The organism is Streptomyces sp. NPDC052910, from assembly GCF_055585605.1.
On the sequence record NZ_JBVJJR010000004.1, the window covers coordinates 459,216 to 479,497 of the forward strand.

General features: G+C 69.2%; 17 protein-coding genes. 4 read left to right on the forward strand and 13 right to left on the reverse strand.

The genetic code is table 11. The features are described from left to right. Positions 1-131: 131 nt before the first annotated feature. The 11 genes from ACZ6X9_RS18360 to ACZ6X9_RS18410 all read right to left on the reverse strand — a co-directional run bounded on the left by ACZ6X9_RS18360 (position 132) and on the right by ACZ6X9_RS18410 (position 12,355). On the reverse strand, positions 132-809 hold the full coding sequence (locus tag ACZ6X9_RS18360; protein ID WP_469779009.1) for a hypothetical protein: 678 nt from the start codon (positions 807-809) through the stop codon (positions 132-134). After that, entirely contained in the window at positions 806-1,567 is a 762-nt protein-coding gene (locus ACZ6X9_RS18365) for a hypothetical protein (RefSeq protein WP_469779010.1), read from the reverse strand. Before ACZ6X9_RS18365 ends, ACZ6X9_RS18360 begins: the two co-directional genes overlap by 4 nt. 31 nt (positions 1,568-1,598) lie before the next feature. Then, on the reverse strand, positions 1,599-2,294 hold the full coding sequence (locus ACZ6X9_RS18370; RefSeq protein WP_469779011.1) for a hypothetical protein: 696 nt from the start codon (positions 2,292-2,294) through the stop codon (positions 1,599-1,601). Positions 2,295-2,321: 27 nt separating this feature from the next. Next, the gene (locus tag ACZ6X9_RS18375) at positions 2,322-3,164 is read right to left on the reverse strand and encodes a relaxase/mobilization nuclease (protein ID WP_469779012.1); all 843 of its coding nucleotides are present in this window, start codon (positions 3,162-3,164) and stop codon (positions 2,322-2,324) included. After that, complete coding sequence (locus ACZ6X9_RS18380; RefSeq protein ID WP_469779013.1) at positions 3,161-3,940, reverse strand: tetratricopeptide repeat protein; 780 nt, start codon at positions 3,938-3,940, stop codon at positions 3,161-3,163. The genes ACZ6X9_RS18375 and ACZ6X9_RS18380 overlap by 4 nt, the downstream gene beginning before the upstream one ends. Beyond that, complete coding sequence (locus ACZ6X9_RS18385; protein ID WP_469779014.1) at positions 3,937-4,380, reverse strand: hypothetical protein; 444 nt, start codon at positions 4,378-4,380, stop codon at positions 3,937-3,939. Before ACZ6X9_RS18385 ends, ACZ6X9_RS18380 begins: the two co-directional genes overlap by 4 nt. 627 nt (positions 4,381-5,007) lie before the next feature. After that, positions 5,008-7,032: a hypothetical protein gene (locus ACZ6X9_RS18390; RefSeq protein ID WP_469779015.1), complete on the reverse strand. Its 2,025-nt coding sequence runs from the start codon at positions 7,030-7,032 to the stop codon at positions 5,008-5,010. 223 nt (positions 7,033-7,255) lie between these two features. Beyond that, the gene (locus ACZ6X9_RS18395) at positions 7,256-8,269 is read right to left on the reverse strand and encodes a 4-hydroxy-3-methylbut-2-enyl diphosphate reductase (protein ID WP_469779016.1); all 1,014 of its coding nucleotides are present in this window, start codon (positions 8,267-8,269) and stop codon (positions 7,256-7,258) included. After that, complete coding sequence (locus tag ACZ6X9_RS18400; RefSeq protein ID WP_469779017.1) at positions 8,266-9,351, reverse strand: polyprenyl synthetase family protein; 1,086 nt, start codon at positions 9,349-9,351, stop codon at positions 8,266-8,268. Before ACZ6X9_RS18400 ends, ACZ6X9_RS18395 begins: the two co-directional genes overlap by 4 nt. After that, positions 9,348-10,484: a flavodoxin-dependent (E)-4-hydroxy-3-methylbut-2-enyl-diphosphate synthase gene (ispG, locus tag ACZ6X9_RS18405; RefSeq protein ID WP_469779018.1), complete on the reverse strand. Its 1,137-nt coding sequence runs from the start codon at positions 10,482-10,484 to the stop codon at positions 9,348-9,350. The genes ACZ6X9_RS18400 and ispG overlap by 4 nt, the downstream gene beginning before the upstream one ends. Continuing rightward, the gene (locus ACZ6X9_RS18410; protein WP_469779019.1) at positions 10,481-12,355 is read right to left on the reverse strand and encodes a 1-deoxy-D-xylulose-5-phosphate synthase; all 1,875 of its coding nucleotides are present in this window, start codon (positions 12,353-12,355) and stop codon (positions 10,481-10,483) included. The genes ispG and ACZ6X9_RS18410 overlap by 4 nt, the downstream gene beginning before the upstream one ends. 732 nt (positions 12,356-13,087) lie before the next feature. Here ACZ6X9_RS18410 and ACZ6X9_RS18415 point away from each other — a divergent pair. After that, on the forward strand, positions 13,088-13,339 hold the full coding sequence (locus tag ACZ6X9_RS18415; protein WP_469779020.1) for a hypothetical protein: 252 nt from the start codon (positions 13,088-13,090) through the stop codon (positions 13,337-13,339). Next, complete coding sequence (locus tag ACZ6X9_RS18420; protein WP_469779021.1) at positions 13,336-13,728, forward strand: hypothetical protein; 393 nt, start codon at positions 13,336-13,338, stop codon at positions 13,726-13,728. The genes ACZ6X9_RS18415 and ACZ6X9_RS18420 overlap by 4 nt, the downstream gene beginning before the upstream one ends. Positions 13,729-14,637: 909 nt before the next feature. Here ACZ6X9_RS18420 and ACZ6X9_RS18425 read toward each other — a convergent pair. Both ACZ6X9_RS18425 and ACZ6X9_RS18430 read right to left on the reverse strand, forming a co-directional pair. After that, positions 14,638-14,811 carry a hypothetical protein gene (locus ACZ6X9_RS18425; RefSeq protein WP_469779022.1) on the reverse strand — a complete coding sequence of 58 codons (174 nt, stop codon included), beginning with the start codon at positions 14,809-14,811 and terminating at the stop codon, positions 14,638-14,640. Between the two features lie 48 nt (positions 14,812-14,859). Further along, positions 14,860-16,053, reverse strand: a complete 1,194-nt coding sequence (locus ACZ6X9_RS18430; protein WP_469779191.1) for an ABC1 kinase family protein — start codon at positions 16,051-16,053, stop codon at positions 14,860-14,862. A gap of 1,749 nt (positions 16,054-17,802) precedes the next feature. On the opposite strand from ACZ6X9_RS18430, the gene ACZ6X9_RS18435 reads away from it, so the two are divergent. Together ACZ6X9_RS18435 and ACZ6X9_RS18440 are read left to right on the forward strand one after the other, a co-directional pair. Then, on the forward strand, positions 17,803-18,849 hold the full coding sequence (locus ACZ6X9_RS18435; RefSeq protein WP_469779023.1) for a terpene synthase family protein: 1,047 nt from the start codon (positions 17,803-17,805) through the stop codon (positions 18,847-18,849). Then, positions 18,842-20,194, forward strand: a complete 1,353-nt coding sequence (locus ACZ6X9_RS18440; protein WP_469779024.1) for a cytochrome P450 — start codon at positions 18,842-18,844, stop codon at positions 20,192-20,194. Before ACZ6X9_RS18435 ends, ACZ6X9_RS18440 begins: the two co-directional genes overlap by 8 nt. The last annotated feature ends 88 nt before the right edge of the window (positions 20,195-20,282 follow it).

Here is a 20,282-nt window from a genome sequence, read left to right on the forward strand (position 1 = left end):
CGGTCGTGCTCGGGTATTGCTCAGGCTCCAGGTATCGGGGGATGGCGGCCGGCCCCGGCGCTGCGGCGGGGCCGGCCGGTGAATCGGTGCGCCGGGCCGGGTCGGCAGGCGTCCCGGGTCGCCCGCCCGGTTCAGCGAGGGGCGTTGGTGCGCCGGCCTGTCCGGCCGGATGCGGCCCGCGGGGCGGCGGGAGCCGAGGGGGTGGTCGGTGACCCGGGCCCGGTGGCGGCCTGATCGCGGATCGTGGCGAGGACATGGGCGTGGCTGGAGAGTCTGGTGGTGACGTGCATCAACTCTTCGGTGAGCCCGGGTTTTTCCCCGGATTCCTGTAGCCGCTGTGTCCAGGGCGCCCAGGTGGCGATCAGGGCCTGGGCGAGGCGGGGCAGTACACCGTCATGGGGTGCGGCGATCTCGGTCAGGACGGCGGCGACCTCGCGGTCGTCGGCTGCCTGCCGGGCGCGCTCGGCGAGCTGATCGAGGTAGCGCAGGGCTGCTTGCCGGTCGCCGCCCGGGGCGCCGAGGGTGTTCAGCGACGGGTCGAGGTGGACGCTGAACCCGGCCAGCAGCAGGCCGTGGGCGGCGGCGGTGGCACCCTGGCGCTGCTGGTCGACGGGCAGGTTGTGCGGCTGGCGGTGGTAGGGGCCGCGCGGTCCGGGGGCGCGGACGAAGCCGCCGATCGTCTGCAGGATTCCTGCGGCCCTGTCGTCCCCGCCGATGGCCACGACGAGCTGGGTGCGCGGGTCCCGGGTGATGGTGAGGTAGTCCAGGACGGCAAACCGCGGCTCATCCTGCGCAGTGGGGGCGCTCATCGGGTGCGGGCGGCCGGCTTCGTGGGCTGCGCGGACGGGACGACCGTGGCCTCCAGCGCGGGACGGCTGGGCGGGTGGCGCAGGACGACGCCGATACCGTGGGCGGCCAGACGGGCCCCGGCGGCCCGCACGGATTGCGCCTGAAGGGCGGTGTCGTCGCCGGAGAGGACGAACGCCTGCTCGCGCGGGTCGTAGACGAACCCGGACTCGTGCAAGACGGTGGCGGCCTGTGGGCTGTCGGGCCGGGCGGCCAGCATGCCGTCGCCGAACCAGGTCATCACCACCCGCTCCGGCTCCGGGGCCACAGGGGGCGCCGGCGGCCGGGGGTGGGCGGCGTTGTGCCGGACCTGGGCGACGGCCTGGTCATAGCGCGGCAGCAAGTCGGAGGCGATCTCCTGCGCCGCACGGAAGGGGTTGTCGGGGACGGCGATGCCGTCCGGCTCGCGGACGCCCGCGAACGCTTCCGGCTCGAAGCCGGCAGGGGCCATGGCCCCGACGAGGTACTCGTCCGGGTGGCCGGGGCGGCCGGTGACGTACAGGCGGGTGCCGTCGTCGCGGGTGAGGACGGCGTCATGGCCGAGGACGTACTCGGCGACGGCGCCGGAGACCAGGTCCATGTCCCACACGTCCTCGGCGACCGGGAACTGGTCGGCGTACTCGGCGTGACGGTGGTAGGCGCTGGTCCAGCGGCCGGGCAGCTCGCCGGCGAGCACCTGGGCGAAGGACTCAAGGTCGTGCGTGTCTGCGGGGTCGGGCATGTTCTCCTCGGGGCAGTCGGCGGGTGAGGGGTCAGCGGCGGCGTCCGCCGGTCGCAGCGGCGGGTGCGGAGGCGACGGGGGGCGGCGGGGGAGGGCAGGCGCACACCGCGGACGCCTCCCGCTCGGTGTCCGGGACTTCGCCGTCGCAGGCGGTGCGCTGCGGGTGGGGCGCGTGCCGGTCGGCGAGGTCGTTGCGCAGGCCGCGCACGTCGGAGGTGATGGCGCCCAGGCGCTCGTCGGCGAGGAAGCGCAGCCGCTGGGCGTAGTACGGGTCGGGGCCGTGGCCCAGGTCCTGGTAGAAGTCGGCGGTGGCGAGAAGGACTTCGCGCAGCGCGTCGAGGATGCCGTCGTGGGCGGCGGTCAGTTCCGTCAGGGCGTCGGCGGCGTCCTCGGTGTTCTCCGCTGTCCGGATGCGGTCGGCGAGGGCGGCGACCTGGGCGCCGAGGGTGAGGTAGTGCGGCTCGCGCAGTTCGGTGTCGAACGCCGGCTCGCAGTCGACGGGGTAGCCGACGGTCTTCAGCCGGGCCACGGCCCGGGTGGCGAGGCGGGTTTCCTCGGGTTCGTCGAGCCCGGTGGGCAGGCGGTGGTAGCGCTCGTGCAGGCGGACGACGGGTACGAACCCGCTGCGCTGGAGAATGCTGTGCGCTTCCACATCGCCGCCGCGGGCGAGGACTTCGCCGGAGTGCACATCGCGCCGCAGGGTGAGCAAACGGTCGGCAAGGGCCAAGAGCGAGATCTTTCTGGGGAGGGACGGTCATCGAGAACGGCGGACCGGGACGCCGGGGGCTATCGCCGGAGCCGGAGAGACGGCGGGCAGACGCTGAGGGCCGAGGCTCGCGGAGGTCTCCTTCAGCTCCTCCTGCAGGGCGTACAGGCGGCGGGCAACCCACTCCAGGCGCCGGCCCGCGTCGCCGCCCTGGCCGTCGGAAAGACCGGCGACGCGGTAGGCCACCTGTTCAACTTGCCGGCGGACACCGGCGAGGGGGCCGTCGTTCTCCTCGGCGAGCCGGTGCAAGAGCTCTGCCGCCGCCATGGCGGCGACCGTGGACTCCGACGTCATGGGCGGAGGGGGGACGTTCCCGGCGGGACGGAGCTGCAGGTCGGTGGTGATGCGGCGGCACTCGGATACCAGGTGCGTGTGCAGCCTCTGGGGCAGACGGGTGCGGGTGCCGTCCTCCCGGATGAGGTTGGCCAGCAGGTGAAGCCGGTCGGGCCGGGCCTGGAGGGCGATCCAGCGGCACGCCTGCTCGTCCCCTGGCGGCGCGAGCCCGGCGGTGCGGGCGAGCCGGTGCGCGACGTGCGTCCACTCCGCCCTCGTCAACGGGCGCTCGTCCGGGTGAGGGCGTACGGCGAGGTGGAAGACAAACCGTCGCTCCTCGCGCGGGCCGTCACCGCCGCGCCGGGCAGGGGCCGCGAGGTGTTCCACGATGACCCTGCCGCCCCAGCCCGGGCCTTCGCGGCCGAGGGCGGCGAGGCCGGGGGAGTGGGCGAGGACCGCCTCGCCGGTCAACTCTTCCTCCAGGAACCGATCGTGTTCCGTGACCTCGCACAGGGCTTCGGTGAAGGAGTGGAACGAGCGGGTGACGCGCGCGATCACCGCTGGACCGGCGGGTCACAGGGCCGGGCCAGGCGGGCCCAGTCGTCTGCCGCGGTGATCAAGGAGCGTTCACGGACGAAGTCGGCATGCACCGCCACATCCCCGGGTGGCAGCAGGTCCAGCGCCCGGTCGATGGCGTCCAGCGCCTTGCGGTAGTTACCCAGCCCCCGCAGCGCCGCGGCCTCGCGGAACAGCGCGACCGGGTCCGTACGGTCGGCGAACGGCGGCCGGTCCAGCAGACGGAGCATGCGCTCCTCGCGGCCGGGCAGGCGGTGCCCCAGCCACAGCCCGTGCAGCAGCACCTGCAGGGCCTTGGGGTGGTCGCCGGCGTCATCGAGCACCTGGTCCATCAGCTCGAAGCCGTCGGCGCGGGACTGGCCGAGGAGGGCGAAGGCCCACAGGGCACGGCTGTAGGGGTCCAGGCGGTCTCTGAGGGCCGGCGGCATACGGTCGAAGAGCGCCTCGATGCTGGGGCAGCGGAAGTCGTAGCGCAGGCCGGCCAGGTACAGGTGCCGGTGCGCCCGCGCGGTGACCGGATCGGAGACGGGGGTGGTGATCTGCTCGGGGCGCAGCATGAGCAGGGCGCTCGTGCCCGTCGCGCGGGCCTGCCAGGCGATGTCGGCGCACACCTCGGCCGATTCCTGCCAGGTCGCGCCGATGTCGCTGAGGAGCCCCGCGAGGACGTCCGGCCATGTGTCGCCGGATGCGATGGCGGCGGCTGCCACGCCGCGAACATGCTCCAGAACGGCGGTGCGTGCGGGGGCCGTGGTGGTCATCGGCTGCTCCGGGCGTCATCGATGTGGACCAGTTGGTTGAGGGCGGTGACGCCGTACCAGCCGCAGTCGACGGTGCCGGCCGCCGTCGCGTACGCGGGCAGCAGGAGTTTCTTCAGGGCCCGGTGGTGGATCAGGCAGTCGGCGCAGCGGCGGGAGAGGTGGATCATGTAGCGGGGGTGGGCGGTGAGGTAGGTGCGATCGCCGCCGTTGGGGTTACGCAGCCGCCAGCCGTCCTCGTCGGTCGGGGTGTGCCACGAGGGGGTGACGACCGTCATGGCGTCGCCCCACAGCTCGCCGTCGGCGACGCCCTTGACGATGACGACCTGCTCGCCGGGACGGAAGTGCGCGTGGGTGATGTCGCGCTGGGGGGTGAGGCGGTCGGGCACCGGTGCCCAGATGGCGGGGATGTGCGGGGGACGGGGCGCGGGGGCTTCAGGCACTGCGGGCGGGTCCTTCCACGGGCGGCACAGGGGCGGTGGGAGGATCAATGGTCCGGACGATCCCCGGTTTCGCTAACCGGGGATCGTCGGCTATGCGCCCGCGCTCCTACCGGAAGGGGTTCTCCGTGCCGCGGTCGTCGTCGGTCGCCGCTTCCAGAAGTTCCGGCAGGTCCACGGCCTCGGCGTCCCGCTGGTCGATCCACCACCCGGCCGGGGCTTGTAGGAAACCTTGTCGAAAACCCAGTGGCTGGGTGGCCGATCCGGTTGATCAAACCCGCTGGTCGGGCGGCTCGCGTGGCTTGCGCCCGTGGACTGGTCGTGTGCCTGCGAGGGGGTACGGTCCCGACGCATGACAGGGTAGCGGATCCGGCTCGGGAGGTCCGCACCTCATGGGTGGGCCCTGGAAGGCAGGGCTGCTACCTGGTGTTTTGTTGGTGGAGCTCGGGTCTGGTGACCGGCTGAGTTGTGACGCCGATCATGCGAGATCGCCTGATTGTCCGTTCCGTCTTCTTCGTGTGGCGGATGAGGCAGGGGTCGCTCGAGACGCAGTAGGCAACGGCGTGGACGCTCGGATGCCTGGTGCACGAGTCCCGATCTGGCCCCAGCCGCTCTCCCATTCTGTTCACGTCAGCTGAGCATGCGGCCAATGCCATCGGTCAGCTGCCTGAAAGGGTTGACCCCGGACAGCTCGGCTGCGCTTGAGACGACGCCGAGGAACGCACGCCTGACCGCCAGCCCTTCGCGGGGCGGCAGGCTGTATGCCTGCATGAGCATGTGTCCGGCATCGAGGTGAAGACGCTGGTCGATGTCGGCTGGCTCGGCGTCACCCGTGTGTCCAACGAGAACCTGTTGCCAGATGCGGGCGATCAGTGGCCGGACCCAGCGGGCGGCAAACTCGTGCCCGGCGCCACCAGGGGCGATAGAGGCGTCACTGACAGCGTCGAGCAAAAGACACCAGTGCTCAGCCACCATCGCCAACTGCTCCCCACCCGGGGCGGCGTCAGAGGCGGTGATGGCGGCCTTGGCAGCGGACAGGCAACGGCTGAGCGCGGCAGGTGGAAGGGTGTCGATGTCCAGCACGCTTCGGGTGACGGCACGACGGGCCAGGTCGTCAAGCCAGCCAGCCTCCAGCGGGATGCGCCGCCATAGCGGTTCCCAGGACGTCGAGTACAGGGTGCCGCCAGGGTGCAGCACGGTCCGTGCCACGTTGTTCAGGCGCCTCCCGGCCGGTTCCAGCGCGAATGCCTCGCCGATGGCCCCGCCGGCGTCAACGAGGCCGAGCAGTTGCTCACGGATCCGAAACCGGGTATTGAGCAGGAACATGAGGCATACCCCCATACTCAGCTCGGCCGCCTCGACGTGACCGCTGCGCCCGCACGGGCATGCGAGGACGTCATCGACGGCTCGTGCCATGGCATCGGCCAGGCCGGTCGCGGCCCGGCTGCCGCCCATCGCGAGTGCGATGTGGAACTCGTTCTGGCATTCTCGGTACACCCAATCCCAGATAACGTCGAAAACCTCGTTGTAGTGGACGATGAGGTCCACGGCACGGCGAATCGCGCCACACTCCTCATACGACGGCATGGAGCCCAGATGGGTGTATGCCTGCTGGTAACCTGCCGTCGCCTGCGGCAGCCTCAATGTCACCTGCGCCGCCCCGTCCCACCAACGTGCCCACATGGACTCGGTGGGGGTGACCGGACCTCCGCACTCCGCGATGAACGCCTCAAGGTCGGCAATGCGAGCCGTGGCCTCGATGAGGGGCTTTTGGGCTTTCATGCAAGCTCCGTGTACGGCGCAATCGCGCAGCCCCACGGTGACTGCGTCGCCTTGGAGATAGGCGACGCCTTCGCTGGCAGCCGTTGTGTAGTCCGCCAAATCTGCGGCACCGCTGTTGTCGGCTTCCCCGACAAAATCAGGGGCGAAAACCAGAGCGTAGATTCCGGTGAACAAGTTCAGTTCGTCCGGTTCCGCGCGTGGTGCGACCAGGCACGCGTAGACCAAGCCGTAGTTGTCGCGGGAAGCCATGACCAAAGCCTCCCGCGGTGTGGCTGCCTGACGGCTGAATAGAAGCGGGGCCAACCGGTCTGCTTCACCGCCTTTTGGTGGGATCACTTTCGCCAGGGCGTCCAGTACATCTCCGTGCCGTGCCCACAACCGGGCCCGGACGATGGCTGCCTTGACTAGAGTGACGGCGGCGAACGGGCTGTCCATGACGCTCTGGCGCACTTCCGGTGCGAACATGGCCTGCAGAACTTGACGGGCCATCTCCTCACCGTCCTCCACACGCGGCATCCGCGTCGATTCATAGGGCCTGTAGTTCGGACGCTGCGTCACCCGGGTGCGCATCCCGGGTTCGGCTCGGCCGCTGGGTACCATACGAAGTCCGCTTAGCGCCTCCTCGCAGCCGGGGCCGTTGGTGAACCCAGATGCTGAGGCGTCCCACAGGCTATGCAGCAGCTCCTCGTCGCTCATCCGGAGGCGGCGCACATCGCCGGGGCGAAGGCCGATCTTCTCTGAGGCCATCATTTTTCTCCTCTGCTCTTCGCGATGTTGTTTTATGCGGTTGAAACTCCGAACCAGAGCGGGATGCACAGTCAGAGAGTTGATGGCTGTGCCGGCACCTTTCCACACCGGGATCTCGTCCAGCAATGGTTAAAGACTGATTTCTCTTCAACGTGGCCCTTCACCGGATCGTCAGCCTGGTGTGACCGTCAACGAATTAAACAGTTTCCTCGCCGTCTTGGAGGGCTCAGGCGCTGATGGCGGGGAGGTGTGCATGAGTAGGAAGTCTGAAGTTGTCGGGTGACCTTTCCTTCCTCCTCACCCCGAAGAGTTGTGAGGGAAAATTGAGGATTTCGGTCGCGCACGGTGGCTATTTCCGATTGCGGAAATCGGTCCGTGGCGCTGCCTTGGCCCGCAGGTCGCGGCGGAGTTCCTTGGGCAGCGAGAAGGTGATGGACTCCTTGGCGGCGGTGATGGTCTCGACGCCGTCGTAGCCGCGGGCGGCGAGCCACTCCAGGACGCCTTCGATGAGGATCTCCGGCACCGAGGCGCCCGAGGTCACCCCGACCGTGGCGACCCCGTCGAGCCACGCCTCGTCGATCTCTTCGGCGTAGTCGACCAGGTGGGCGGCGCGGGCGCCGGCACCGAGGGCGACCTCGACCAGGCGGACGGAGTTGGAGGAGTTCTTGGAGCCGACGACGATGACGAGGTCGGCCTCGGCGCCCATCTGCTTCACCGCGGTCTGCCTGTTCTGCGTGGCATAGCAGATGTCGTCGGACGGCGGGGAGAGCAGGTTCGGGAACTTGTTCTGCAGGGCGCCGACGGTCTCCATCGTCTCGTCGACGGAGAGGGTGGTCTGGGAGAGCCAGACGACCTTGTCCGGGTCGCGGACCTCGACGTTCGCGACGTCGTCGGGGCCGTCGACGAGCTGGATGTGGTCGGGGGCCTCGCCGCTGGCGCCGATGACCTCCTCGTGGCCTTCGTGGCCGATGAGGAGGATGTCGTAGTCCTCGCGCGCGTAGCGGACGGCTTCCTTGTGGACCTTGATGACCAGCGGGCAGGTCGCGTCGATGGTGGCCAGCTTGCCGCGCTTGGCCTCGTCGTGGACGACCGGGGCGACGCCGTGGGCGGAGAAGATGACGATGTTGCCCTCGGGCACCTCGAACGTCTCGTCGACGAAGATCGCGCCCTTCTTCTCCAGGGTCTTCACCACGTATTTGTTGTGGACGATCTCGTGGCGCACGTAGACCGGCGCGCCGTACTGCTCCAGGGCCTTCTCGACCGTGATCACCGCACGGTCCACACCCGCACACCAACTCCGTGGGGCCGCCGGCAGGGCCTTGCGGCGGTGGGGAGGTCGGGTGCCGGCAGGGATGGTGTTCATGCGGTCCTCGCGGTGGCGGCGTCGGCGAGGGTGCACAGGGCCTGGGCAGCAGGTACGGGGAGGGATGCATGGTCCAGCGCGTTGCGGGCTTGGGTGTGGCGGGTGCGGATGAGGTGTTCAACGTGTACCGGGGCGCCGGTGGCGGTGAGGATGGCGCGGGCGGTCGCGGCGTCGGCTTCCTCGAGGTGGGGGTTGCCGATGAGCCGGTGCAGGGTTTCGCGCTGGGCGCGAGTGGCGTGCTGGAGGGCGTAGGCGAGGAGAAGGGTGTGTTTGCCTTCGCGGAGGTCGTCGAGTGCGGGTTTTCCGGTCTGGTAGGGGTGGCCGTAGACGCCGAGGAGGTCGTCGCGCAGTTGGAACGCTTCTCCCAGGGGGAGGGCGTAGGCGCTCAGGGCCTCCAGCAGGGTGCGGTTGGCGCCGGCGAGGGTGGCGCCGATGTGCAGGGGGCGTTCGACGGTGTATTTGGCGGTCTTGTAGCGGATGACCCGCAAGGGGACGTCGGTGTTGCTGTCCGGCGCTCCGGTGGCGAGCAGGTCGAGGTATTGGCCGTAGAGGACTTCGGTGCGCATGGTGTCGATCAGGGGCAGGAGTGCGGTCAGGCGGCCGGGAGGCATGGCGGCGGTATGGATGAGTTCGTCGGACCAGGCCAGGGCGAGGTCGCCGATGAGGATGGCGGCGCTGGTGCCCAGGTGTTCGGCCGCGCTGCGGCCTCGGGAGTGGCGGTGGTGATGGGCCAGGGCGCGGTGGACGGTGGGGTGGCCGCGGCGGGTGGCGGAGTTGTCCATGATGTCGTCGTGGATGAGGGCGAAGGCGTGGCACATCTCCAGGGCCGCGGCGGTGTGAACCATGGCTGTGGGATGGGTGGTGTCGGGTCCTGCCCACCAGCCGCAGGCACACAGCAAAGGGCGCAGCCGTTTGCCGCCGGCGAGGAGGAAGTCCTTAAGGGCCTGGACGACCTCGGTGGGCATGCGCTGTCGGCAGGCGGTGCGCGCCTTGCCTTCCAGGAAGCCTTCCAGGCAGTCGTCGACGGCCCGGCGTGTGCCGTCGAGGTCCAGAGGGCTGGGCAGAGCGGTGGAGATGCTCATGGTGTACCGGCTTCATCGGATGAAGGGGCGTCGTCCTCGGTAAGGCGGAGTGCTTGTTCGAGGAGGGTGTCTACGATCTTGTTTTCGGGGACGGTGGCGATGACCTGGCCGCGGACGAAGATCTGGCCTTTGCCGTTGCCGCTGGAGACGCCGATGTCGGCTTCGCGGGATTCGCCGGGGCCGTTGACGACGCAGCCCATGACGGCGACGCGCAGGGGATGGGGGAAGCCGTCGAAGGCGGCTTCGACCCGGGCGGCGAGGCGGTGGATGTCGACTTGGAGGCGTCCGCAGCCGGGGCAGGAGACGATCTCCAGCTTCCGCGGCCGGAGCCCCAGGGACTGCAGGATGTGGTTGCCCGCCTTGACCTGTTCGACCGGTGGGGCGGAGAGCGAGACGCGGATGGTGTCGCCGATGCCCTCGGCGAGGAGGATGCCGAAGGCGACGGCGGACTTGATGCTGCCCTGGAAAGAGGGTCCGGCTTCGGTGACACCGAGGTGAAGGGGATAGTCGCATTGCCGGGCGAGGACGCGGTTGGCGGCGACCATGACCATGGGGTCGTGGTGCTTGACCGCGATCTTGATGTCGCGGAAGCCGTGTTCCTCGAACAGCGAGCACTCCCACAACGCCGACTCCGCCAGAGCCTGCGGGGTGGCCGCGCCGTGCTTGGCCAGCAGCCGAGGATCGAGGGAACCGGCGTTGACGCCGATCCGGATCGGCACGCCGGCCGCGGCCGCGGCCTTCGCGATCTGCCCGACCTTGTCGTCGAACTTCTCGATGTTGCCCGGGTTGACCCGCACCGCCGCACAGCCGGCGTCGATGGCGGCGAAGACGTAGCGAGGCTGGAAGTGGATGTCGGCGATCACGGGGATGGGGGACTTGGCCGCGATTTGCGGGAGGGCCTCGGCGTCGTCCTGGGAGGGGACGGCGACCCGGACGATGTCGCACCCTGCGGCGGTGACTTCGGCGATCTGCTGCAACGTGGCGTCGACGTCGGTGGTGAGGGTGGTGGTCATGGTCTGGACGGAGACCGGTGCGCCGCCGCCGACTGGGACATCGCCGACATGGATTTGTCGGGTCCGCCGGCGCACCGGCGTTTTGGGGGGTGGGGCGGGCATGCCGAGGTCGGTGGTCATGACGGCCTCCTCGTGCCGTTGAGCGGGCCGGCGAGGGAGGTGAGGCCGTAGGTGGTCAGGGCCGCCCGGGCGCGGAGAACCGCTTCGGTGATGCCGTCGGGGCCGAGGCCGGCCTGGTTGAGGAGGCCGGCCCGGGTGCCGTGGGGGATGAAGTCGCGGGGCAGGCCGAGGGTGTGGACGGGGGTGGTGACGGCGGCGTCCGTGCATGCCTGGGCCATCAGGGTGCCGAAGCCGCCGGTACGCGTGCTGTCCTCCACCGTGACCACCAGCCGGTGACGGGCCGTCAGGTGGAGCAGAGCCGGGCTGACGGGGATGATCCAGCGGGGATCGACCACCGTGGAGCCGATGCCTTCCTCCTCAAGCCTGCGGGCAGCTTCCACCGCCGCGGAGGCGGTCGGGCCCGCGGCGACGAGCAGGACATCCAAGGGGCGGCGGGTGCTGCGGTGGAGGATGTCCAGGCCGTCCATCCGGGCCAACGCGTCGATGTCGCTGGTGGCCGTGGCTTTGGGCAATCGCAGGGCGGTGGGCCCGTCAGCGACGGCAACGGCCTCGCGCAGCAGCTCCCGCAGCCTGGCCGCGTCCCGGGGCGCGGCCAGGCGCATACCCGGCACGACGGACAGGAGACTGACGTCCCACATGCCGTGGTGGGACGGCCCGTCCGGGCCGGTGATGCCGGCGCGGTCCAGGACGAAGGTCACCGGCAGCCGGTGCAGGGCCACATCCATCAGCACCTGGTCGAAGGCACGATTGAGGAAGGTGGCGTAGATGGCGACGACCGGGTGGAGGCCGCCCATGGCCAGGCCGGCGGCGCTGGTGACGGCGTGCTGCTCGGCGATCCCCACATCGAAGACCCGGCCGGGAAAACGGACGGCCATGGGGTGCAGGCCGGTCGGCCGGAGCATGGATGCGGTCACCGCGACCAGGTCCTCGCGTTCTCCGGCCAGGGCGAGCAGTTCCTCAGCGAAGACACTCGTCCATGACCGCGCTGGCTGCTGGGGGACAGGGGCCGGCAGGCTGGTGGCCGGGTCGATGACACCGACCGCGTGGAAGCAGTCCGCCTCGTCCGCCTCCGCCGGCGGGTAGCCCTTGCCCTTGACCGTCACCACGTGCACCAGAACCGGCCGGCCCAGAAAGCGCGCCTGGGCGAGGGCATGTTCGACGGCGCGGATGTCGTGACCGTCGACGGGCCCGATGTAGGCCAGGCCCAGGTCGGTGAAAAGGTTGCCCTGTGTCCGTCCGCTGCCCGGGCCGGTGCGCAGGGCCGCCAGATGGCCGGCCAGGGCCCCGGTGGTGGGGGCGTAGGAGCGGCCGTTGTCGTTCAGGACGATGACCACCGGACGGTCGGCGCCGGCGATGTTGTCCAGTCCCTCCCAGGCCATTCCGCCGGTGAAGGAACCGTCGCCGATGACCGCCACCACGGCATGGTCCTCTTCCCCCGCGAGAGCGCGCGCTTTGGCCAAGCCGTCGGCGTAGGCGAGGGCCGTGGAGGCATGCGAGTTCTCCACGACGTCGTGCTCGGACTCCTCACAGGAGAGGTAGCCCGACAGGCCTCCGGCCTGGCGAAGCGTCCACAACCGGTGGCGTCGTCCCGTCAGAAGCTTGTGTACGTAGGCTTGGTGGCCGATATCGAAAACGATCGTGTCGCGGGGGGAAGTGAACACCCGGTGCAGGGCGATCGTCAGCTCCACCACCCCCAGGCTGGGACCCAGGTGACCCCCCGTGGCGCATACCGTCTCCACCAGGAAACCGCGGATCTCCTCCGCCAGCTCGGGCAGCAGCGGGGCGGGCAGCGCGCGCAGCGCGTCCGGGCCGTCGACCGCAGCCAGGAGCGGAGGAACGAGGGTTGTGTCGGTGATTGCGGAAGGGTTCATCGACCCCCCTTTGGGGATGGCAGAGCCCACAGGAACGGGAACGGGGATGAGTAGGGTCTGCCCGGGCGCCGCTCGAGTGCAGCGGCTGGATTGAGGCAGACATACGGCCCTGGCTGCCGACGCAAGGATGCCGACGCTCGGGCCCGATAGCTGTGCGGCGCCGCCTCAGCGCAGCGGCAGGGATGCGGCTCGGAGTGGATCGGAAGGCGCCCGCCGGCGGGCGAGCGCCTAATTCAACCTTTACCTTCCCTCATGCCTTCAACCCGGCGCATGTCACCGGGAGTGAAGCACGATCCGGGCCACCCGGAGCGTCGGCACACACCTGTCCGTCGTGGCCGCCCCTCGAGCAAGCCACCTGGCGCCTGCCTGCGCGTTCCCGCCCCAGTGGGTACACCCGGGCATCCTGGCCCGTGCCGCGCGGAACGCGCTGCACGATGCCGTCCGGGCGCCGCCTGCTGGAACACGCGCGCTTTCGTGCTCGTCCGACACGGCCCGCACGCCTCGGGAAACCGGTCCGCGCCTCTGGCGGGACCGCACCGAAGCATGGGGTGATATCCCTGCATGGATGGGCCGTCGACCGCACTGCGGCCGAAACTGGATGGCCCCTGTGTGCGGACACCTGGCAGCACTGAAACCGCCGACAGCGCCCAGCCGGCACGTGCCGTCACGGCATGGCACGGCATCGCCGCTTCCTGTACGCCTCCGTCCGTACCACGAGAGAGGTCTTCGCCGATGGCCACGCGCACCCGCAGCCGCCGCACCGGGCTCTTCCGGTTGATCGGTGACGTGATGGACGACGTGAAGGACTTCACCGACGACTGCCTGGACCGCGCGGGGGATTTGGAGCACGACCTGCGCAAGGCGGTGAGCGACGCCGTGCGGCCGGAGAAGGACACCGACGGCAGGGCCGCCACCACCGTCCGTGCCGGCCGGGCGGCCACGGGGCGCCCGGGCGCCGGGAAGCCCGGACGAGCCGTCGGGTGACGGCCAGGGACCGAGCCGTCCACTCGGACGGCGTCGCCTCCCCGCCCGCCGGAACGACCGGGTCCGAGCCCCCGTCCTCCCGCGCGTCGGCGGTACGCCGCCTGGCGCGGCACCACGACGGCTCCCTCCACGACACCGTTCTCCACCGCCCCGTCGCCCTGGGCGAGCTGGCGGACGACGTGCGCGCCGGCGGTACCTTCCGGGCGCATGACACGGCCACCGGTCAGGACTGCACCTACCGGGTGCTCGCCGCCGTCCTGGCATGCCAAGTCCCGTGGACGGGGCCCACGGCGGGGCGGGGCGGTCCGGTCCTGCTGCCGGCGGTGGCCTCCGCGGCGCCTGGGCCGGAGTGGGGACCCGCGGGCGGTCACCAGTCGCCCGTGCGCTGACGTGGCATTCCGCTTGTCGACCGGTTGCCGTCCGGTTGTCGCCTGGTTGTCGTCCGGCGCGAACAGCAGCGGGCGGTCCTTCTCCGCGCTCCCGCGGGCTCAGGCCGCAGCCGCCCCTCGGTCGATGAAATTCCCCTGGTCGGCGTCTGGACGATGGCGGATGGACGACGGGCCCACCGCGCACCGGGGCACCGGCTTCACCGGGCTTCCGGCCCGTCCGGCGGATCGGCCTCCGTGCCCGGCAGCACGTCGTCGAGGGCGGGGGCGGGGCACCACGTGGTTTCGGGGGAGGAGCCGCCGGGAGCGGGGGTCCCACAGGACGGAGCGCCAAGGCGCCGCTCGGTGGGCGAGGGACCGCTCTGCGGTGGCACGCCGTCGGAGGCCTCCGGGCAGGCGCATCGCCCCGGGCTGGTCGGTTCCGGTGACGTCCCGCTACGCGGGCCGGCCGGCAGCGGGGTTCCGCGTGTTTCCGCGGCCGGGTGATCCTGGGGAGTCGTGGGCAGGGCCGGAGCCGTACCCACGGAGGTCTCCCGGGCGTGGCCGGACGGACTGCGTGTTGCCGTGGGCGGAGCCGGCTCCACCGCGGCGCTGGCCGGAGAGCGGGAGGACCGGAGCGACGCGTACGGGCCGGGGGCGAAACGGGGCGACGACGCGAAGGGGCGCGGTGGTGGAGTGGAGGCCGTGCGGGCGGTGGGGGCGGGTACGTAGGTCGCGCTGAAGGAGGCGCACCCGCTGACCGCGGCCGCCAGGACGAGGGTCAGCAGAGCAGAAGCTGCCGTGCGGGGTGTGGGACCACTTCGCAAGCCATGACTCCTTAGCTGAGGGCTCTTGCACCACGGCTTGCGGGCCCGGGGGCGCACCCTGCCGTCCGCCCCCGCCCCCACCTGTGGGGTCGCGGATCACCGCGTCTCACTGCCGGGCGCTGAGGACCGTGACGAAGATCTTCAGGCCGGTGAACAGGGTCACGATCGCTCGCCAGACAGTCAGGATCGTGCGGGCGGTGGCGACGGGAGCGGTGGCGATGAGGAACAGGAAGATGATCACGACCAGCCAGAAGAAGAGACCGCGCGGGCGCGACAGCAAAAACGATCCCCTTCGGTGACGGCGGAGCCGGACGGATGCGGTGCACGGTCACTCCCTTCTGCGGGTCCCGGCCAGGTACGCGGCGAGAACGAGGGCCGCCCACAGGGTGCGGGGGCCGCCCTCCTTGACCTTGCCGCGCCGGCTGGACTCGCCCGCGACCTTGGCGTGGAAGGTGAGGTCCTGGTCGGCGAGGGTGCGCAGGATCCCGCGGGACTGCTGGAGCGCACCAGGTGCGGCGATCATGATGTCCAGGGCGGTGCGGGCGGCCTGCTCTTCGGAGAGGGTCTCGCGGGCGAGGCCGAAGACGATGGCGCGCAGGTTGTCGGCGAAGACGTCGGTGACGGACAGCTCCGGGCACAGGTAGCGGATGGATCCCTCGAGATTGGCGAAGGACTTGCCGAGCAGAGAAACGGAGGGGCTGCTGCGGATGCCCCGGTGCGTGGCGTGGGTCAGGACGGCGGTCAGGGTGACGCCGAAGTTCAGCTCCTCCAGGGAGGCGGAGGCGATCTTCGGCACGAGCCGGCTGATGTCCGAGCGGAAGCCGGCCAGGTCCGCCCAGGCGGTGGGGTGCCCCATCTCGACCCAGGTCCTGGCCAGTCCCGCGCCGTCGTTGGCCGCGATGCTGAGCAGGGCCAGGACCAGGCTCCGGCTGGTGCCGCTGTCCAGCCGGCCGACCATGCCCCAGTCGATCAGGTGCGCGGGCTCGCCGGGATGGACGAAGAGGTTGCCGGGGTGCGGGTCGGCGTGAAAGTACCGGTCGAGGAAGTAACCGCGGTACATGAACGCCATCAGATCGCGGCCGATGCCCGTGCGCTGGGCGAGGGTGAAGTCGTGGGGGTCGGCGTCGCGGATCGACGTGCCCGGGGCCAGGGACTGCACCAGCACGCGCCGGGTCGGCGGCATCAGCACGCGCGGTACGGCCAGGTGCTCGTAGGGTTCGGCCAACTGCCGGCCGCGGCGCATGTTCGCGGCCTCGACGCGGAAGTCGGTCTCCGTCTCCATGGCGTCGAAGAGCACCTCCAGCATGGCGGGAACGTCCACAACGGCGGTGAACTTCGGCGTCGCGCGCGCCAGGAGCCGGGCCGCACCGCGCAGCAGCCGCATGTCCTCGGCCATCACCTCCTCCACGCCGGGCCGCTGGAGTTTGACGGCCACCGCGGTGCCGTCGGCCAGCCACGCGCGGTACACCTGGGCCAGAGACGCCGCCCCCAGCGGCGAGGAGGTGTCGAACTCACCGAACAGCTTCGGCCACTTGGGACCTCGGCTGCCAGCACCGGCTCGAACACGGCGAACGGCGCGGGCGGGACCCGGTCGTGCAGCATCCCCAACTCCCGCAGCAGCGCCGGCGGTACGAAGTCCGGCCGGGTCGACAGCACCTGCCCGATCTTGATGTAGAAGGGTCCGAGCTCCTGGAGCGCCTCGCGCACGGCCCGCGCTCGCTCCTGCGCATCGTCCCCGGCCTTCCGGCGGGAGCGTACCTGTTCGGCCAGCAGCCCGCCCAGCACACGGGCGACGTACCGGGCGCGGTCACCGGACACATTCCCCTCCACCCCCGTGCAAGCCGTGCCCGTCGGCCACCGGAGCCCGCCCGCCACAGCATTACCGGCCGCCCGGACCCCCCGCCCGCCCGCGACTCCCCGCGCCTCCAGTGCACGACACACCACCGCCGGCCGACAACCGCGCACCCAGCGGCGCGTGAGGCCACAAGGGCGCGCGAGGTGCCCGGCCGCGCCGAGTAGACATTCGGCCCCGCGATGCCGGCCACACCCGCGAAAGGTGATTCCGGCTGTGACGACAGGCCGTCTCCTGCGTCCTGGCCGGCACCCGCACCGTCACCGCCCCCTTGCCCGCCCTCGCCTGGGGCGGGACTGGGATATGGACGTCGTCTTCCTGTACGCCTTCGCGGCTCTCAGACATGCCGTCAACGAACGGTCGGACGCGAATACCCGGGGGCCGAGCGCTCCCGAACGGAGGTTCGCGCCGCGACCAGCGACGGTGCATCTCCGCGTCCGTGCCGGTGATCACCATGCAATGCGGAAAGCGACGGCGTCACGCCCGACTACTTGAGGATGGAGAAGGGCCCTTGGGCTCCACCGCCCACACGGTCGCGGCCGCGCGTGCTCGGCTCCAATGACACTGTGAGTTTCAGGCGTCCACACTCATGAACAGCGCTTACGTTCCGGTCGTCGGTCGCGGTACTGTCGTAGGACGATCAGGTTGCAGACCTCCGCTCCTTGGCAGTGATTCATGTGTGTGATCAGCCTTGGGGGTGCGGGTGGGACCAGGGCAGCTCTGCTCGCGCGACACCGCCGGTCCGCAACGGAACGAGAACCGCTTGTTCGCAAGGGCTTGTCCCTGGACCGGAGCCGGGCAGCACCCGCCTTCGAAGTTCAAGTGCTGGCGTAGCGTGCACCCTGGGTCGGGCGCCGGTGCCGGGCGCCGAACCCCGGAAATCTGCAACAGCGCACACGAACACCCTCTCTCGGCCTGCTGTGCGCCTAGCTAGCGGACATGCTTTGTGCCGTAATGGTGAAAGGACGTGGGGCGCCTTCTCAGCAGGGGAGCCGAGTTCTGGGGACCACAGCCCCACAAGATGTTGAAGCGACGGCGAACGAGAGTCGGCAGCGCCCTGCGCGCGGTATTCCTGTTCGATTCCCTTCCGCTGGTAGCACGCCTTCGAAGCGGAACATGCTGTGATGCTGACTATCGTCGAGAAGCGCATGACCTGCGAGGCGCGCGGTGGTGACGCAAGCTGACTCTGGAACGTCCGCAGATCCCGGCCCATTTTCCTGTGACCGTGTCGGCCATCTGCTGGGCGGTGGTGCCGGGTCACATCGGCGTGGCGAGGAAGCCTGAAAAGAGCGAGGGGGGAATGCAGTGACAGACAGCGCGCCAGATGGTCGATGGCCCCGGATCGGCATCCCGTTTCCTCTGCGGCGAAACCCACATGAGGACGTTGTCCGGGCCCAGACTCGAAAATGGGTCACCGATATGGGCATGCTGCCCACTGCGAGCGCGAAACAGTGGTGGGAGCATGTCAACCTCACCGCTCTTGAGGCATGGTGTTTCCCAGATGCGCCGCCCGACCGACTGCTGCTCATCGACAAATGGCTCTCTATGGGCATCATGCTTGATGATCAATTCGACAGCACACTCCTGGGTCGTCGACTCGACGCCGCGTGCAGCGTGCTTGACCATCTCATGCGGGTCATTGAGTACCCTGCGTACAGGGAGACCGCTCAACTGCACCCGTTTTCCCGCGCAGTGGTGGACCTCCTCGCGGAATTCGCGCAGATCATGAGCCCCTCCTGGTTGGGTCGCCACCGTTACCACCTGACCCTGTGGTGGGGAGGTGTGGTCCAGGCGGTGGCGCATCGGGTATCCGGCCGGGAAGCGCTTCCATTCGCCGAGCGGATGGCCGTACGGCGCCTTACGGTAGGCATGCACGCCTATGGTGATCTGTTCGAGTTGGCATGTGAATGGGAAATGCCTCCTGTCTGTAATGCATTGCGGGAGACTCAACGCCTTCGAGAGATCGTTACAGACGTGACAGTCTTTCTCAATGATCTGTACTCCGTTGAACGCGAGCGAACCGACGGAAACGATGACAATGTGCTCTTGGCCTGGGAGTCGGAAGGGCTTCTTCCGAAAGAGGCGCGCAGTGCTGCCGCAACGCATGTAATGGGACTGGTACGGGAGTTCACGCAAGTCAGCGAATCCCTGATCGATCTGGCAGCAAACATCGGGCTGGGAGCGGATGGAGAAGACGCGCTACGACGCTGGGTTGCGACCTGCGCCCTCTATCTCAGCGGCGCTAATCACAGTCAGTCAATCATCCCCCGGTACACAGACACCACCAGTACTCTTGCCCACGATCACCGTCTCGACTGCGCCTCGATCCCCTTGCGCCAACCCACCTCCGAGCTCCCTGAGACTGATCACCTGTTAGGCGCCAGCCGAAACTGTCGGCGGCTCAGCGAAAGCTCCTCACTGCCGCGCGACGGCGGACTGGTACGTGGAGGGGTGTCCGATGAATAGTCACTCGCCTGTTCCCACGGCCCCAGGGTCCCTGCCCTTCATCGGCCATACGCTTCCTTTACTGCTCAACCCCCTGAAATTTCTGGAAGCTCTGCCCGACTTCGGAGACCTCGTCCGTGTGAGGCTGGCAGGCCGGGAGGCCTACATGGTCTGCACCCCAGAACTCACCCAGCAGGTCATGGTTGACGACCGAACCTTCGATCGCGGAGGCCAATTGGTTGACCGCGCGCGAGAGGCCTTGGGGAGGGGCCTCGCCACCTGCAGCCACGAAAGCCACCGTAGGCAGCGCCGTCTGGTTCAACCGGCCTTCCATCGCGATCACCTGCCCCACTATGCCCAGATGATGAGCGAGCACATTGAATCGGTTGTCGCATCCTGGGACCATGGCCGGCCTGTCAATGTCTTGGGCGAAGCCAAGCGCATCTCCATGAGGTCTCTGCTTGCAACAGTGTTCGCCGGAGTCGAAGTGGATGCCGCAACGTCCGTCATGCTCGCCGAGGACTTCGATACGGTACTCACGGGCTTCTACCGCAGGATGCTGACACCTGCATGGCTGGGGTCGCTCCCCTTGCCCGGTGACCACCGCTACAACCGCGCTCGTGCTCGGTTGCGAAAGACCATCGCCATGATCATCGATGGCTGCCGTTCCGTTCAATCCGGCCAGGTGGGCTTGCTTTTCGCGCTTCTCACCTCTCGGGACCCCGACTCTGTTCGCAACCAGACCCTGGATGACGACGAAATCGTCGACCAATGCATCTCCTTCTTCCTTGCGGGAACCGAGACCACCGCAAGCCTGGCGGCGTGGACGCTGCATCTACTGAGCACCTCACCTGAGATCGAAAACCGTCTGTACTCCGAACTCGATCGCGTCATCGCGCCGGGGCACCGCCCACTGGTAGTGCATACGCATCTTCCGCAACTGGAACTGACCCGCCACATCGTCACAGAGGCACTACGGCTGTATCCGCCAGGCTGGCTGTTCACTCGGATAACAACATCCCCTGCCGCACTGAATGGGCATCGCTTGCCGGCGGGAACGACTGTTCTTTATAGTCCGTACCTCATCCACCGCATGGCACGCCTGTACCCAAACCCTCACAGGTTCGACCCCGACCGCTGGGGGGTAACGTCCAAGCGCCCCGCGCCCGGCACATTCATCCCGTTTGGAAGCGGTGCGCGGAAATGCCCCGGTGACGCTTTCGGAATGACCGAGACATTGCTCATCGTGGCATCCATCGCTGCGCGCTGGCGACTTCGACCCCTGCCGCATACTCGAGTTCAGGCAGCCGTTGGCGCATCCCTGAGCCCCAGAGGGCTGCACATGACTCCATTTCGGCGGAACTGATCGTAGGATGAATGTGCCGACAATGCTCCCCCGTTCAAGCCTTGAAACAGCCATGGCCGAGGTCTTTCATCGCGAGAGGTGAGAAATC

Coding starts and splice junctions, on each gene's coding strand:
- ACZ6X9_RS18365 (WP_469779010.1), bottom strand. CDS start 1,567: ATGCCCGACCCCGCAGACACGCACGACCTTGAGTCCTTCGCCCAGGTG.
- ACZ6X9_RS18410 (WP_469779019.1), bottom strand. CDS start 12,355: ATGAACCCTTCCGCAATCACCGACACAACCCTCGTTCCTCCGCTCCTG.
- ispG (WP_469779018.1), bottom strand. CDS start 10,484: ATGACCACCGACCTCGGCATGCCCGCCCCACCCCCCAAAACGCCGGTG.
- ACZ6X9_RS18440 (WP_469779024.1), top strand. CDS start 18,842: ATGAATAGTCACTCGCCTGTTCCCACGGCCCCAGGGTCCCTGCCCTTC.
- ACZ6X9_RS18360 (WP_469779009.1), bottom strand. CDS start 809: ATGAGCGCCCCCACTGCGCAGGATGAGCCGCGGTTTGCCGTCCTGGAC.
- ACZ6X9_RS18415 (WP_469779020.1), top strand. CDS start 13,088: ATGGCCACGCGCACCCGCAGCCGCCGCACCGGGCTCTTCCGGTTGATC.
- ACZ6X9_RS18435 (WP_469779023.1), top strand. CDS start 17,803: ATGGGCATGCTGCCCACTGCGAGCGCGAAACAGTGGTGGGAGCATGTC.
- ACZ6X9_RS18395 (WP_469779016.1), bottom strand. CDS start 8,269: ATGAACACCATCCCTGCCGGCACCCGACCTCCCCACCGCCGCAAGGCC.
- ACZ6X9_RS18380 (WP_469779013.1), bottom strand. CDS start 3,940: ATGACCACCACGGCCCCCGCACGCACCGCCGTTCTGGAGCATGTTCGC.
- ACZ6X9_RS18400 (WP_469779017.1), bottom strand. CDS start 9,351: ATGAGCATCTCCACCGCTCTGCCCAGCCCTCTGGACCTCGACGGCACA.